Source organism: Paenibacillus sp. LK1 (genome assembly GCF_002750415.1).
GTDB classification, from domain to species: Bacteria; Bacillota; Bacilli; order Paenibacillales; family Paenibacillaceae; genus Paenibacillus; species Paenibacillus taichungensis.
Genome location: NZ_PEII01000001.1, coordinates 321,787 through 336,110, shown reverse-complemented (window position 1 = coordinate 336,110; position 14,324 = coordinate 321,787). Strand labels below are relative to the sequence as shown.

17 protein-coding genes are annotated in these 14,324 nt (G+C 44.8%); 16 read left to right on the top strand and 1 reads right to left on the bottom strand.

Annotated features, from left to right (window positions below; all coding sequences use genetic code 11):
• Nucleotides 1–6: 6 nt before the first annotated feature.
• The 7 genes from CS562_RS01580 (at nt 7) to CS562_RS01550 (ending at nt 6,147) form a co-directional block, all read left to right on the top strand.
• Nucleotides 7–1,152: an acyltransferase gene (locus CS562_RS01580; RefSeq protein WP_099853189.1), complete on the top strand. Its 1,146-nt coding sequence runs from the start codon at nt 7–9 to the stop codon at nt 1,150–1,152.
• Nucleotides 1,153–1,472: 320 nt separating this feature from the next.
• Nucleotides 1,473–1,847, top strand: coding sequence for a replication termination protein (locus CS562_RS01575; protein ID WP_063563231.1), 375 nt, complete (start codon nt 1,473–1,475; stop codon nt 1,845–1,847).
• Nucleotides 1,848–1,849: 2 nt separating this feature from the next.
• On the top strand, nt 1,850–2,851 hold the full coding sequence (locus CS562_RS01570; protein WP_099853186.1) for a Gfo/Idh/MocA family protein: 1,002 nt from the start codon (nt 1,850–1,852) through the stop codon (nt 2,849–2,851).
• 292 nt (nt 2,852–3,143) lie between these two features.
• Nucleotides 3,144–3,584, top strand: coding sequence for a ribonuclease (locus tag CS562_RS01565; RefSeq protein ID WP_090993640.1), 441 nt, complete (start codon nt 3,144–3,146; stop codon nt 3,582–3,584).
• Between the two features lie 17 nt (nt 3,585–3,601).
• Nucleotides 3,602–3,877, top strand: a complete 276-nt coding sequence (locus CS562_RS01560; RefSeq protein ID WP_099853184.1) for a barstar family protein — start codon at nt 3,602–3,604, stop codon at nt 3,875–3,877.
• Between the two features lie 189 nt (nt 3,878–4,066).
• Nucleotides 4,067–5,353, top strand: coding sequence for an MFS transporter (locus CS562_RS01555; protein ID WP_099853181.1), 1,287 nt, complete (start codon nt 4,067–4,069; stop codon nt 5,351–5,353).
• A 110-nt stretch (nt 5,354–5,463) separates the two neighbouring features.
• Entirely contained in the window at nt 5,464–6,147 is a 684-nt protein-coding gene (locus CS562_RS01550; protein ID WP_076289585.1) for an ArsR/SmtB family transcription factor, read from the top strand.
• A gap of 159 nt (nt 6,148–6,306) precedes the next feature.
• Here CS562_RS01550 and CS562_RS01545 read toward each other — a convergent pair whose 3' ends face one another.
• Entirely contained in the window at nt 6,307–6,873 is a 567-nt protein-coding gene (locus CS562_RS01545; protein ID WP_076289586.1) for a TraR/DksA C4-type zinc finger protein, read from the bottom strand.
• A 205-nt stretch (nt 6,874–7,078) separates the two neighbouring features.
• On the opposite strand from CS562_RS01545, the gene CS562_RS01540 reads away from it, so the two are divergent.
• From CS562_RS01540 to CS562_RS01500, 9 genes are all read left to right on the top strand, one after another.
• Nucleotides 7,079–7,456, top strand: a complete 378-nt coding sequence (locus CS562_RS01540) for a DivIVA domain-containing protein (RefSeq protein WP_024630343.1) — start codon at nt 7,079–7,081, stop codon at nt 7,454–7,456.
• 62 nt (nt 7,457–7,518) lie between these two features.
• Nucleotides 7,519–7,953, top strand: coding sequence for an Rrf2 family transcriptional regulator (locus tag CS562_RS01535; RefSeq protein WP_076289587.1), 435 nt, complete (start codon nt 7,519–7,521; stop codon nt 7,951–7,953).
• Between the two features lie 36 nt (nt 7,954–7,989).
• The gene (locus CS562_RS01530) at nt 7,990–8,487 is read left to right on the top strand and encodes a metallophosphoesterase family protein (RefSeq protein ID WP_099853178.1); all 498 of its coding nucleotides are present in this window, start codon (nt 7,990–7,992) and stop codon (nt 8,485–8,487) included.
• A gap of 231 nt (nt 8,488–8,718) precedes the next feature.
• On the top strand, nt 8,719–9,633 hold the full coding sequence (locus CS562_RS01525; protein ID WP_099853175.1) for a sugar phosphate isomerase/epimerase family protein: 915 nt from the start codon (nt 8,719–8,721) through the stop codon (nt 9,631–9,633).
• Nucleotides 9,630–10,802 carry a Gfo/Idh/MocA family protein gene (locus tag CS562_RS01520; protein WP_076289590.1) on the top strand — a complete coding sequence of 391 codons (1,173 nt, stop codon included), beginning with the start codon at nt 9,630–9,632 and terminating at the stop codon, nt 10,800–10,802. Before CS562_RS01525 ends, CS562_RS01520 begins: the two co-directional genes overlap by 4 nt.
• A gap of 53 nt (nt 10,803–10,855) precedes the next feature.
• Entirely contained in the window at nt 10,856–11,953 is a 1,098-nt protein-coding gene (locus CS562_RS01515) for a Gfo/Idh/MocA family protein (protein ID WP_099853173.1), read from the top strand.
• Between the two features lie 206 nt (nt 11,954–12,159).
• Nucleotides 12,160–12,687 (top strand): hypothetical protein, encoded by a 528-nt coding sequence (locus CS562_RS01510; RefSeq protein ID WP_076289592.1) that lies wholly within the window; start codon nt 12,160–12,162, stop codon nt 12,685–12,687.
• 244 nt (nt 12,688–12,931) lie between these two features.
• Complete coding sequence (locus tag CS562_RS01505) at nt 12,932–13,477, top strand: GrpB family protein (RefSeq protein WP_076289593.1); 546 nt, start codon at nt 12,932–12,934, stop codon at nt 13,475–13,477.
• A gap of 207 nt (nt 13,478–13,684) precedes the next feature.
• On the top strand, nt 13,685–14,071 hold the full coding sequence (locus tag CS562_RS01500; RefSeq protein ID WP_099853170.1) for a hypothetical protein: 387 nt from the start codon (nt 13,685–13,687) through the stop codon (nt 14,069–14,071).
• Nucleotides 14,072–14,324: the final 253 nt, after the last annotated feature.

Below are 14,324 nucleotides of genomic sequence, written 5' to 3'. Positions count from 1 at the left end.
TCTGTTATGCCTCGTAAAGAACGAATTACAGAAATCGAGAGTCTGAGGGGAATTGCTTTTGCGGCGGTCGTCCTTCAGCACTCCATAGCACATTATTCCGTGGTCCCAGAAGCGGGACTGGAAGACGGCGTATTGCTCGCGATCCTGCTAATGCTGTCCAAATTTGCAGTACCCCTGTTTATTTTCATCACAGGTATGGTGCTTTTCTATAATACAGGAGACAAGTTGCATTATGGACGTTTCATGCAAAAGCGTTTAACCGATGTCATCGTCCCCTATATGATCTGGTCACTGATCTACTTCACACTCGCGCCTCGCGGCTGGAACGGATTTGGTTGGCAGGATATCCCTGACCTTGGTTTGAAATTAATCACGGGTAAAACGACCTCGCATTTTTGGTACATTATTATGCTTATTCAGTTTTATCTGTTGTTTCCCCTGTTTTTGCGAGCAATCCGTTATGTTTATAACCGATATGAGGCGAAGGGGCGCACAATAGCTCTTCTGATTTCCGGTGTGGTGTACCTTGTGCTCGCGGATCAATTGCGAAATATCGCCAGGGTTATGGAATGGTTGAATGTCCCGGTGCTGACCGATGCCTTTACAACCTATGCCGATCGAAATTTTTTGTATTTCTTTTTTTATTTTGTGCTTGGTGCGGCAGCCGGGCTATCGGTTCAACGCTGGAATGAGTGGATTCAACGTTTGCGCTGGGGATATTGGACCGTGTTTATAGTCCTTGGTCTTCGGTTTATATATAAGTTAATGCAAGAGTTCCAGAAGCCGGAGGGCATACAGATTACGTTCTATACTGTTAGTCTCATCCGGCCGGATATGATTTTATTCCTCATTGCGTCCATCATGGTGATGTACCACCTGGCTGGCAAGCTCCACAATATCAGAGTAACAAGATTGCTGGCATGGATTGGCGGGGTGTCATACGGGGGCTACCTGATGCACATGCTGATGTTGCGCTACAGCTACATTCCGGATGAACAGTTTTATGTGGCATTGGGTTTAAACCCCGTAGTGCGTACAATCATCACTTGGCTGCTGGCGCTTACGTTATCCTGTGTACTTACATGGCTCATCTCTCGCGTAAGCTGGGGCAAGTGGATTGTGGGAACCGTACCGAAGTCCAAACCTGATTAACAGGTGAATACATCATCATATGAAAAATTCAGAACAACAGTGAGTTTAGGGCAAAAAAAATGAAGGCAACAACCTGACAAAAAGTGACGCCAATAACACGACGAACACTTTTGAAATAAATTTTAAAATTTCATTACATGAAAAATTCATAATAGAAAACCCAAATTCTCGCTCTACCTTACGTTCCTGCCTATCCATCATTTCTCCTTCTTGCCTTCCAACGCCCATGGACTAAAGGAAGAAATACGGATAAAGATGGCAGAAGGGGAACATAAGTTTTATAATACTAGATATATAGAGCTGACAGGAGGGGAATGAACGTGGCTTTTATGATTGCGCAGCGGGCATTTATTAAGCTGTATCTGATTACCATGGTTGAACAGCATAGGGGATACGGCTATGAAATGCTGGAGGCAATGAAGCAGGAATTCAAAGCCTACGGTTATGTACCACCCCAGAGCGAGATATACCGGGCGCTGCATGAATTGGTTCAACAGGGTGTCTTTTATCGTACGAAGAAGCTGAAGGGCAGTGATCCCAAAGTCGATTTTCAGGAAATCGTTTTATATCACTTCACGGATGATGGTGCGGAGAAAGCTGAATTATATAAAAAACAGGTTAAAGCCGATCTCGATCGTTGTCTCGGCATGTTACACAAGGCAGAAGAGGACAATTACGGAGTGAAAGGAAGATAAGCATGCACAGACACTTACAGTGGGGTGTACTTGGTACATCTACAATCGCGAAAAATGCAGTCATTCCGGCGATTCAACAATCCGAACGTGGTGAAGTCTTGGCGATTGCCAGCCGCAGCAAGGAGAAGGCGGAAGCCCTTGCGAATGAACTCGACATTGCCAGAGCGTATGGTAGTTATGATGAACTCATTGCGGACCCGGATATTGAAGCTGTGTATATTCCTCTGCCGAACCACATGCACAAGGAGTGGACAATTAAGGCTGCTCAGGCTGGAAAACATGTATTATGTGAGAAACCAGCTGCTCTGAATTCAGAGGAAGCGGCGGAAATGATTGAGGTATGTCAACAGCACGGCGTACTGTTTGCAGAAGCCATTATGTATCGATACCATCCGAAGCATAGACGTGTGCAAGAGATTATAGCCAGTGGGGAGATTGGTACGGTCAGAGCCCTCCATGGCAATTTCACCTGTAATACTGCTGACGATAAAGATAATGTAAGGTTCAAAAGGGAGATGGGCGGAGGATCATTATTTGATCTTGGCGTATATCCTATCTCGGCAGCTCGCATGTATCTGGGGCAGGAGCCGGAAGCGGTAACGGTACATGCACTATTCTCGGAAGAACATGATGGCGTCGATATGATGGCCTCAGGACTTGTGGAGTTTCCCAATTCAGTATCATTAACGTTTGACTGCGGAATGTGGGCTTCTGGACGAGCCGAGATGGAGATACTTGGTACCGATGGTCGGATTGAACTGCCCAAGGTGTTCGGCTGGGAGAACAGTGATATTCCACCACAGATTATCGTGCACACCGATTCCGTCAGCCGTGAGGAACGTGTATCGGTGTCCAACTCCTACGTTTTGCAGGTGGAGACCTTTGCAGCCGCAGTGCTTGAAGGAAAAGCGTTACCGTTTAGTCCGCAAAATACCATTCAGAATATGCGTGTTATTGATGCATGTCTGGAATCGGCAAGAACCCGTCAACGGGTGCAATTATAGATTAAAGCAAGAGCAAACATGATAGCATGATAGATGATAAGAAATGATCGAAATGGTAGACTCCATCCGCGGGATGTGAGTCTTTTGTTATATTTAAATGTTATATTTATATATTTTTACAATAATAACGGTTGAATTTGATATTTCCTCCAAAATGATGTGATATAAATAGTAAATAGATGGCTTGTTCACTATAATCTAGCAGAACGTACATCCTGGCAGAATTCACATCTCATATCACTTACATAGTGGCAACGTTCATCCATTTTAGAGTCATTGGGAGGCTGGATTTATGAAAAAGTTTTTGTCTACAGCTCTGCTAGCGGTTATGTTAACGATTGTTTTCTTCACAGGTTCACAGATCGCTCCGGTTGGACAACAGAAGGCTTCAGCTGCAACGTGTACCATTATCAATACGTTTACTGGTGTGGCCAACTATCTCAGCGCTAACGGGCAACTGCCATGTAACTACATTACCAAAGCACAGGCAACGGCACTAGGCTGGGTATCGTCGCAAGGTAATCTCGCTACGGTTGCTCCAGGCAAAAGTATCGGTGGAGACGTATTTAGCAACCGGGAAGGCTTGCTTCCAGCAGCGAGTGGCCGCACTTGGCGTGAAGCGGATATCAACTACACTTCCGGTTTCCGTAATTCTGACCGTATCCTGTACTCCAATGACGGCTTGATTTACAAAACGACAGACCACTATGCATCCTTTACTCGCTTGAAATAAGGAAGGACAAGACAGACATGAAGAGGGTAGTACTTAACGGTGAGGACTTTTACAGCACAACAGAGTTACATGAGCTATTGAAGCAAAAGCTTGAACTGCCAGACTTTTACGGTGCAAATCTGGACGCCTTGTGGGACTGCCTTACAGGCATGATTGAGCTGCCGCTTGAATTAATCTGGACGAACTACCAGATCAGCAAGGAACGGCTGGGTAGTGAGGCAGAGAAGGTGTACCAGTTGATGCTGGAGGCGGATGAAGAGAGTATTGGATTTCAATTCAAGACTGAGGACTAGTACATGAATTACGAATCAAAGCAGCAAATATTGGTGCAAAGAGAACAGACCCTTCGGTCTGTTTTTTTGTATTTTATAGGGATATACACAACGTTAAAAATATTTTCACGAAAGGGTTGATTTTCGCATATCATACGTTAAAATAAAATTAACATTAAAAATATTTTCACGTTGAGAGGCGGAGTAATCATGAGCGAAGGTACAGTCGCACACAAACAAGGGATCGGGGAATTAATTCGGATTAAACCATATGTGCAGTTTATGGTGAGCAAGGTAGTATCCAGATTCGGCGATTCGATTGATTCCATTGCCTATAGCTGGATGGTGTACATTCTTACAGGTTCAAAGCTGCTAATGGGAACACTGCTGGCTGTTAACTTTTTGCCGAGTATCTTTCTGGGGCTGTTTGTCGGCGCACTGGTTGATCGCATGTCGCCCAAAAAGGTGATTGTGCTCACGAATACTGGTCGAGGATTATTTGTTGGCATTACAGCACTATTGTTTGGTCTGGGTGAGCTGCAAGTCTGGCATCTGTTCGTCATCACCATTTTGAATTCCCTTCTGGAATGTTTCGCGTCACCCGCAGAGGTATCCAGTATACCGCGATTACTTCCCAAATCGATGCTGCTGTCTGGTAATGCCATGGCCTCATCTGCAACCCGGGTTGCAGAACTCGCAGGACTTGCAGTGGCGGGAACGTTAATTGCAACGGCAGGGATTACATGGACGATATTGATCGATGCGGGCTTGTTTGCTTTAAGTGCACTCCTGATGAGCCGTGTGGGGTACCCGAAAACTAAAAAATCATCTAACAATGAAAATAAAACATTAGAATCATCTGATTCTCCTCCAGTAAGAAAAAGTATATTTTCTGAAATGACAGAAGCCTTTCATTTTATGCGTAAACATGTGTTGTTACTGATCGTTTCCATTCTGTTTGCCTTCGTTAATTTCTGTCTGATGCCATTCAATGTTCTTCGCACGCCATATGTCATTGAAACGTTGCACGCCGGAGCAGGAGGGTTAAGTCTACTCAGTGGGCTGATTGTGGCAGGCATGCTACTGAGTGGCTTGTGGCTGTCTCACCGAGGATCGAATTACCGTAAAAGTGTACTGGTCATCGTCGGCATTGTCATGTTGGGGCTCAGTTATGCCATGACTGCAATCCCGGCTTACATGACGTCCTACCAGCTGCCTGTTGCTTCTGCCTTTTGTCTGATGATGGGCATGGGGATTCCACTCGCTACAACACCCCTTGCGTCCTATCTGATGGAAGTTACGCCTTCCGATATGCTTGGCAGAGTGTATGCCCTTCAAAGTATGCTCGTTGTGAGTGTTGCTCCATTAGGCAGCTTGGTTTCAGGAGCCCTTGCCGATTGGGTGGCATTGCCGATTCTGTTTATCGTGTTTGGTGTTTTGCTTGCTATGTCAGCCGCTTTGGTACTTCTGAGCAAGACTTTCCGCACCGTTCTATAAAAAGGCTTCAGGAAGCCTGTTATCTTCAGTCTGTTTTGACCGAAACCCTGTTCGGACGGTATAATATACACATGATGGGCAACAGGTACCCCGGAAATGAGGATACAGGTATGCAGCGCAAAGTACTTTCAACGATTGAAGAAATCAAGGTCTACTCCGATCCGTATCGGATACAGATCATGAATATGTTTAATAAACAGGGTAGACCCTCTACGGTTAAAGAGATCGCAGACCAGATGGGCGAAGTGCCAGCCAAGGTACATTATCATGTGAAAAAACTGGAAAAAATCGGTCTGCTCACCATCGTATCCACTCGTGAAATTAATGGAATCATCGCCAAATATTATGAGCCCTTCAAGGGAGAAATCCAGCTCCGTAACGAAGATGAAGAGAATTCACCTTTGAAGGAGGTATTTCGTTCCGAAACCTTCAAATTGTTAAATGAAATGTTTGAGCAGAGCCGTCGGCGATTCATGAATCAGGCGGAAAACGGGGACCGTATGTTTATCTCAGATATGACGTTGTATGCTAGCCGGGAAGAAGTAGAGCAGTTGTACAACAACATTACGAAGATGTGTGAACCCTATTTAACGAAAGACAGGCATGATGCGGACCAAGAGGTCTTTCATTTATTCAGTTCCCTATCCAAAGATACGGTGAATAAGCCTGCTTCGGGAACCACTGGGAAATTGAAAAAGAAAGCTTCACCCGATAAGGGCAAGTCTGTTGCGAAAACGTCAAGACCTGCTAAAAAGCAGAAGGAATCCTCGTCTGGTGGTCAGGCGGAAGATTAACCGAAGCATATTCATCGGCTTTATTGAAGTTCCGTCTGTGTAAAGATGATATGCTGGACCAAGAAAAAAAGCCGCCATTGGCGGCTTTTTCATGCGTAATTTGGCATGGTGAAAGACATGTACCTATCTAAGCGTAAACGACCTTAATTCGTTCATAAACTACATGTTTTCATCATAATCTTTCACGTCACGTTTGGCTGCAGTTGCGGGGGAGTTCGATGTGCCATATTCCTCGACGGCTTCCCAGGCGTCAGCGTTATCGAACTTGCCAGCATTGCGCTGTCTTACTTCACCGGCACCGCTTGGCGGCATCGTCATGACTTCCTCCTCAACGGGCCGTTCGTTGCTTAACTCGCGGTTAGGCGTATCATCGATACAGTAGGCTGTGTAAGGGATCGCTTCGAGTCGTTCAAAGGGAATATCCTTACCACAGGTCACACATGAGCCATACGTTCCCTGTTCGATTCGCTCCAACGCTTCATTCACCTGGTTGAACTCGTCGGTTAACGTATCATCTATCGCCAAGTCACGGCTTCGCTCAAACGTCTCCGTACCAGCATCTGCTGGGTGATTATCGTATGATGACAGCTCGCCAGTTGAATCTTTCAGGGACTCGGCTGGAGCACCGTCTTCCATGCTGGATTCAAAATGACGCTGTAGGTTTTCACGTTGTTCCAAAAGAGCGTTTTTCAGCTCTTGAAGTTGATCTTTGGTTAATGTACTCATAAGGACATGCTCCTTTCCCGCAATGGGGTTGTAGTCAGTCCTTACCCGAATTTCATAAGAAGCAATCAGTTTCATGTGTAAAGAGGGTCGTTCGATTTTATATCTGACGGATAATGTGTTATAAAAAATATAGAGAGAAAATGCGGCGGTATCGAAGATCTTCTTGTGCTTACCGCGGCGCGTTTGATAATGGAGGGTTGTCAATATGGATGAGCATATGAAACGAAGATTGGACAAACAAAGACAATTGTTCAAGCAATTGGGCGTGCAGCTCGACGCTTTATCGATTCATGAAAAACAATTCAACTATAAACTTCGTGGTTATGATCCGGATGAGGTGGATGCCTATCTAGATTTGGTTATTAAAGATTACGAACGTTTCTATGCCAATATAGCGGATCTGATGGACAAGTGGCAAGAGCAGCAGTTAACGATTCGGGATCTGAAGTCGTCGGCGAAGCCAGTGGAAGATCCAACGAAGATTGATCGCAAACAACTGGATGATATTGTGAAACAATTGGAGTACAGCGTTCGGCAGTTAAAAATCCGGGCACGCCCTGAACAGGACCTGTTCTCCGAGTAAGTCTGCACATCTGGGATGATATAAAATCAGCATTATAATGCTCAAATAAAAGGTGGTTAATCATGAGTACTCATTTTTCGGTCAGTGTGCATTGTTTGTTGTTGTTGTCTTTCAGCGCGCCTGAACGAATCACTTCGGCACTGATTGCAGGTAGCGTGAATACCAACCCTGTTGTGGTCAGACGTATTCTGGGCGGGTTGAAAAAGGCAGGACTTGTGGACTCCTCACCGGGAACGAGAGGATTTTACCTCGCCAAGCCCTCAAGCGAAATCACATTAGCCATGATCTATCAGGCTGCCAAGGATGAAGGCCCATTGTTTCCGATTCACGGTAACTGTAATCCGAATTGTGATGTTGGCCTTCGTATTGATAGCCTTCTGACCAATTTGTATCAGGTTGCCGAAGCAAAGGTGGAACAGTTTTTCGCATCCATTACCCTTGAAGATATGGAGCGTTCCTGTTCCCAACTTGAAGTTCTTCCAACACATGCCGAATAAAGCGTAATGTAAGGGAAAGGGAAGGTGTGCTGTACTATGAAAATTATTGTCATCTCGGACACTCATTTACCTCGAAGAGCACGTAAATTACCCGATCCCTTGGTTGAGGCGCTATCAGATGCTGATCTGATTCTCCATGCGGGAGATTGGTCGGACTGGAGTGTACACAAGCTGCTCAGCGCTTATGCACCCGTTGAAGGTGTTGCCGGTAATACGGACCCGCCTGAAATAGGTCAAAAACTCGGGTTCTCCCGCATCGTTGAAGCGGACAGTTTACGTCTTGGTCTTGTACATGGTCATCTGGGATCGAAGTCTACAGAGCAGAATGCGATCCACACTTTTGCAGGACAGCAGGTGGATGCTGTGATTTTTGGACATTCGCACATTCCAGTGATGCATACGGTCAATGATGTGCTGATATTTAATCCGGGCTCTCCTACGGATCGGCGCTTTCAGCCCCAATATTCTTTTGGTATCATGACGACACATTTAGGGAAGTTGCAGGCGGAACATGTTTTTTATGATGTAAAATAGAAGTTGCAAACCAGGCATCTCGAATCAGAAGGATCTTCTGTTATTCGGGGTGCTTTTTGCTATGTATGCATTCAAAAGGGAACTTGCAAGTTATCTCTGAATGGGGAATATGGTCTGCTGTTTATCTGTCATTCATCTCTTCTCGTTGCCCCCTATGGAGGCCTTCGTATGAATGATACAATGCGTTTACAACAATAAATTGAATACGTTTACATAAGGAGATGAATGTTGATGAAATTGTCTGTATTCACTGTTGCCACACCGGACTTGACCGCAGAAGAATTGGCTTCTGCTGCAGCCGCAGCAGGCATTGAAGGGATCGAATGGAGATATCGTGGAATACCGGCGGATGCTTTGTCCGAAGAACCTTCTTATTGGAGACATAATCGTTGCTCGATAGATCCGGATCAATGGGAGGAACAGGTACCTGCATTTCGTGAAGCGGCAAAAAAGCATGGCAGACAGTCGATTGCATTGGTGCCATATCTGAGCTGTGGAGATCTGCTTGCGACGGAGCAAGCATTTCAAACGGCACAAGCCTTAGGAGCATCCATGATGCGTGTTGGAGTTCCTGGTTATGATCGCAAAACCAGCTATCCTGAATTATACAAACAAGCTGTGCATTATCTGAATGAGGTTCAAGAGATGGCCCAACAGTATAAGGTAAAAGCTGTAGTAGAGACTCATCACCAAACGATTGCTCCCACTGCATCACTGGCTTATCGGCTCGTGCAATCGCTGGATTCACAGCATGTAGGAGTATTGTACGATCCAGGTAACATGGTCCATGAAGGATATGAGAACCATCGTATGGGACTGGAATTACTGGGACCTTATCTGGCACATGTGCATGTGAAGAATGCGGCCTGGTTCAAGGATGCATCTAACATGAATTCGAATTCCAGTGTGAATGAAAAAAATACAGAAATCTCGTTAACATCAAACTGGCATTGTCAGTGGGCCCCCTTGACTGAAGGCGTGGTGAACTGGTTGCAAGTATTCCGTGACCTCAAATCCGTTGGATATGATGGTTATTACGGGATTGAGGATTTTAGCGGAGTCTTGGAATCGAAGGCGATGCTACAGCATTTTGCAGATGTTTTTGCCGAAATTGAACGTCGTGTGGACGAGGAGGTAGAGGTATGAGTTTGGTTCGAGTAGCCGTCATTGGAATTGGGAATATGGGTGCAGCCCATGCCAGAACGTTGGTAGCAGGTGAAGTACCTGGTGCAGAACTGGTGGCTGTGTGTGATGTGAGACAAGAAATGGAGAGCTGGGTATCCAGCAACCTTCCGGCTTCAGTCACCTATTGGCAGGATGCGGAGCAGATGATGTCATCAGGGACGATTGATGCGGTAATTATAGCAACTCCGCATTATGACCATCCCGAAAAGGCCATTCAGGCTTTTCAGTATGGCTTGCATGTCATGATCGAGAAACCTGCCGGTGTATACACCAAACAGGTACGCAAGATGAATGAAGCGGCTGCTGCCAGCGGCAAAGTGTTTTCCATGATGTATAACCAGCGAACCAACCCTTTATATATCAAACTAAAAGATCTGATTGCCTCGGGAGAACTGGGCGAGGTACGACGCACCAACTGGATTATTACGAACTGGTATCGCTCTCAGAGCTATTATGATTCAGGCGGATGGCGGGCAACGTGGGCTGGTGAAGGAGGCGGTGTCCTGATCAACCAGGACCCTCATCAACTGGACTTGTGGCAATGGACCATCGGCATGATGCCGGTGCGTATGCGTGCCTTCTGTTCATTCGGCAAATACCGGAACATTGAAGTGGAAGATGATGTAACGGCATATGTCGAGTATGAAAATGGAGCAACAGGTGTATTCGTGACCACAACGGGTGAAGCACCAGGCACCAACCGATTTGAAGTCAATGGGGATCGAGGCAAAATTGTCATTGAAGATGGTCAGTTGACCTTCTGGCGTCTTCGTGAACCCGAACCTGAATTCAATCAGAGATTTACCGGAGGATTTGGACAGCCAGAATGCTGGAAATGCGAGGTGCCAATTACGGGTGTGGAAACCGGACATCCTGGCCTGATTCGCAACTGGATCGATGCCATCCTGAACGGGACTCCGCTTATTGCTCCCGGTGAAGAGGGTATCCATGGTTTGACTTTGTCTAATGCTATGCTGCTGTCAACCTGGACGGATAACTGGGTAGATCTGCCGATCGATGAGGATTTGTTCTATGAGCATTTGCAGCAGCGGATTGCCAGTTCAAATACAAAGAAAGACAAGGCAGAGAGTGGTAGTCAACCTGCCGATCTGTCACAGACATTTAAGTAAGGTAATTGTGTAGCTGGTTATTCACGAATCCCAGACGGAAGGACGGAGAAGACATGGCAAAAGACGGAATGTTCTATGCTCCAAAGAGTCTGAAAAAAGAGGTCGTATGCGGTCCAGGTGAGTTTACCATTGCTGCTGTGGCGTTGGACCATGGACATATCTACGGTATGGTTGGTGGGCTGGTGGAGGCTGGGGCAACGCTCAAATGGGTATATGATCCTGACCCGGCTAAAGTCGAGGCCTTTCGGAAACAGTTCCCACAGGCACAGATCGCGGCATCTGAAGCGGAGGTACTTGCTGACGATGAAGTGCAGCTCGTAGCCGGAGCAGCCATTACATCGGAACGTGCGCCACTCGGCATGAGAGTCATGGCTGCAGGCAAGGATTATTTTACGGACAAAGCACCGTTCACGACACTGGATCAACTGTCTCTTGCACGTGAAGAGGTTAAACGCACTGGGAAGAAGTATATGGTCTATTACAGTGAGCGTCTGCACGTGGAAAGTGCAATCTATGCCGGACAACTGATCGAACAGGGAGCCATCGGCAAAGTTGTACAGGTTATGGGGACAGGGCCGCATCGATTGAATGCGGGTGGTCGGCCTGAATGGTTCTTCCAGCATGAAAAGTATGGTGGCATCCTCTGTGATATTGGAAGTCATCAGATCGAGCAGTTTCTGACCTTTGCTTCATGTACGGATGCAGAAGTGGCGTTCAGTCGGGTGAACAACTTCAATCATCCACAATTTCCGGAACTGGAGGACTTTGGCGAAGCATCACTCATCGGCAACAACGGGGCTTCAGGTTACTTCCGCGTTGACTGGTTTACACCGGATGGTCTGGGTACCTGGGGCGATGGGCGAACGGTTATTTTGGGAACGGACGGATACATTGAACTGCGTAAGTATATCGACGTGGCGAGAGAGCCTGAAGGCGATCAGGTATACCTGGTTAACCATGAAGGGGAATACCGTTATAGCGTCAAAGGACAGGTAGGTTATCCATTCTTCGGTGAACTGATCCGGGACTGTCTCGATCGAACAGAAATCGCGATGACACAAGAGCATGCGTTTAAGGCGGCAGAACTCTGCTTGATTGCGCAGCATAAGGCAATGAGTGAGAGAGTGGTATGGAGTAGTGGTGCGAAGTAAATGCATTATTTAAGATAGTAATAGATTATGTAGGTGGAGAGCGGCCTGATGTATAGGCTGCTCTTTTGTTTGTTGTAGTACCTTCGCAAATGGAACAATATGGTTTATTATGTATGTAGTTCAGAAAGTGAGTTAAATGTGGTGTTTACGAAGTGCATAAATTAGATGTTAGATGAAATTTCCGATATGAAAGGATATCTAATTCTATGGGAAACACAATAGTTTTGAATAGAAATAGAGAAAATATTAAACCACTCTCAATGACTAATACTTTGACAGAGGTGTTCTTAGAAGTATTAGTGTTAAGTGGTTCTATGACTGCAAAAACAAATCGTGAAAAAGAACTTATTATTTGGCTGGCTCAGCGAGATCAGGAAGTTGTTGGAATGGGTACAGTAGGTTTTGATATAGATGAACTACCATGGACAATAGATGACTTCACAAAAGAGAAAGAGTTCCTAATAGAAGTATTAGAAAATGCAATAGGTGGGCAAGTTTGGATTAAGTTAAATTATGAACCAAATAAAGAAATGGTCGTTACGTGTCTAGAACATTTCAAAAAAATGATTTTATCATTTGAAGTAAATGATGTAGATGAGCAACAGTATTTTGAATGGACAGAAGGCAATGATCAAGATGAGACACCAACAGTACCAGTAGGTTATCCAAAATGCGACAGACATAATATCTTTTTGTCATGTCACGGATGCTTGATATGTAACAAAGAATATTGAGAGCGTTATATCAAGAAGTCGGCAACATCATCTAACATTATATCCACGCATCGGAGCCTGACGGCTCCTCGGTCCGCCCGAAGGGGATTAGCAGGGAAGTGGAATCAGGCGGACACATCCGCACCGACTAACCGCATCGCGTCCGGCTGCTTGCGGAGCCTTAAGTCGGTGGGACGTCGTGGATACAGGAACGTTATCGGAAATCTTCGTAAATATAAATCAAATAAACTCAAGGGGGATTGCGATGAAGAATCAAAAACCAGTAGCTATTGAAGAATACAATGAAGAATGGCCAAAAGCATTCAATATAATAGAATCAATTTTATCAAATAAACTTGGTGGTCTAGCATTACTAATCGAGCACGTTGGAAGTACATCGGTACCGAATCTTGCAGCCAAGCCAATAATTGATATTGATGTAGTAATTGAATCTATGAAGTACCTACCAGGGGTGATCAAGAAGCTAGACGAACTAGGATATGTACACGTGGGTGATTTAGGAATTAAGAACAGAGAGGCATTTGCAAGAAAGGACGTTTATGTACCTTACAGTAGTGAAGGCTACGTGAAGCATGAACATCATCTATACGTATGCAATAGAGAAAGTGACGAACTAAAAAGACATATAATGTTTCGAGCCATATTAAGAAAGTATCCCTTGTTGGTATCTGAGTACACAAATTTGAAGATCCAACTGTCAAGGGAATTCAGAAACAATCGCAAAGCCTATACTGAAGGAAAGACAGAATTTGTTACGAGGATAATGAATGAGTATAAAGATGTTTTGTAGAGTATTTCAGTAAGACGAAGACATCCGATAACAAAGTGTTCCAACTTCGCGACTGTCGTCGCTCGGTCTGCCTGAGGAATTTTCATTGATGCAGATTCAGGCAGACACATCGTTTTCCTAAGATAAGGGAAATCGACGTCAGGAACACAAAAACGTTACACGAAATCATCGGAACAACATTCAACACTAACTAAAGGAGTGACCTGAATGATAAAGTCGCCTGGAGGTTCACTTTTTCCATATTATTATAAGGGTGGAGAAATCCATTGCCTTAAATATGGAAGTAAGTATAAAAAATATGATGAACTTTTTGAATTAATGAGACTGGAAGAAGAATTTATTTTTAAAGCGAATAAAAAACTGAAGATATGGATTGATCTGTATGAAACATCTACAACAGAAATAGTTCTTCAAGAACTTGTGAACAATCTAAATAACTTGAATGGCTATGTAAAGAAAATCTCATTTGTTGGACTTTCAAGTATAAGTAAATGGAAGTTAAAGCGCAAAATAAAGAATTTAAAGCTAGAATACCCTGTTACATATTTCTCAGATCCGGAGGAAGCAAAGACTTGGTTGATAAGTGAAAGATAGTGAATGTAGCTCAAGAAGGCGATGAATCTGATAACACATCATTCACGCATCGGGCATACGGCCCTTGGTGCGCAGAGACATTTCGAGGAAGCATGTTCAGCGGACAACCTTCTACGGAGGTTCGTGATTGCAAAAACGTTAAGTGAAATTACTGAAGAGAGGGAAAGTACTTGATTTTAGAATATTTAGATAAATATGCTCAGAAGGCTTAACGAGAGGTTACTTCAATAATAACTTGTCCAACTTTTTTGTT

What these genes read in the sequence shown, in the direction of transcription:
- CS562_RS01570 (WP_099853186.1), top strand. Translation starts at nt 1,850, where the DNA reads ATGCACAGACACTTACAGTGGGGTGTACTTGGTACATCTACAATCGCG.
- CS562_RS01520 (WP_076289590.1), top strand. Translation starts at nt 9,630, where the DNA reads ATGAGTTTGGTTCGAGTAGCCGTCATTGGAATTGGGAATATGGGTGCA.
- CS562_RS01560 (WP_099853184.1), top strand. Translation starts at nt 3,602, where the DNA reads ATGAAGAGGGTAGTACTTAACGGTGAGGACTTTTACAGCACAACAGAG.
- CS562_RS01555 (WP_099853181.1), top strand. Translation starts at nt 4,067, where the DNA reads ATGAGCGAAGGTACAGTCGCACACAAACAAGGGATCGGGGAATTAATT.
- CS562_RS01500 (WP_099853170.1), top strand. Translation starts at nt 13,685, where the DNA reads ATGATAAAGTCGCCTGGAGGTTCACTTTTTCCATATTATTATAAGGGT.
- CS562_RS01580 (WP_099853189.1), top strand. Translation starts at nt 7, where the DNA reads ATGCCTCGTAAAGAACGAATTACAGAAATCGAGAGTCTGAGGGGAATT.
- CS562_RS01540 (WP_024630343.1), top strand. Translation starts at nt 7,079, where the DNA reads ATGGATGAGCATATGAAACGAAGATTGGACAAACAAAGACAATTGTTC.
- CS562_RS01515 (WP_099853173.1), top strand. Translation starts at nt 10,856, where the DNA reads ATGGCAAAAGACGGAATGTTCTATGCTCCAAAGAGTCTGAAAAAAGAG.
- CS562_RS01505 (WP_076289593.1), top strand. Translation starts at nt 12,932, where the DNA reads ATGAAGAATCAAAAACCAGTAGCTATTGAAGAATACAATGAAGAATGG.
- CS562_RS01510 (WP_076289592.1), top strand. Translation starts at nt 12,160, where the DNA reads ATGGGAAACACAATAGTTTTGAATAGAAATAGAGAAAATATTAAACCA.
- CS562_RS01545 (WP_076289586.1), bottom strand. Translation starts at nt 6,873, where the DNA reads ATGAGTACATTAACCAAAGATCAACTTCAAGAGCTGAAAAACGCTCTT.
- CS562_RS01535 (WP_076289587.1), top strand. Translation starts at nt 7,519, where the DNA reads ATGAGTACTCATTTTTCGGTCAGTGTGCATTGTTTGTTGTTGTTGTCT.
- CS562_RS01530 (WP_099853178.1), top strand. Translation starts at nt 7,990, where the DNA reads ATGAAAATTATTGTCATCTCGGACACTCATTTACCTCGAAGAGCACGT.
- CS562_RS01550 (WP_076289585.1), top strand. Translation starts at nt 5,464, where the DNA reads ATGCAGCGCAAAGTACTTTCAACGATTGAAGAAATCAAGGTCTACTCC.
- CS562_RS01525 (WP_099853175.1), top strand. Translation starts at nt 8,719, where the DNA reads ATGAAATTGTCTGTATTCACTGTTGCCACACCGGACTTGACCGCAGAA.
- CS562_RS01565 (WP_090993640.1), top strand. Translation starts at nt 3,144, where the DNA reads ATGAAAAAGTTTTTGTCTACAGCTCTGCTAGCGGTTATGTTAACGATT.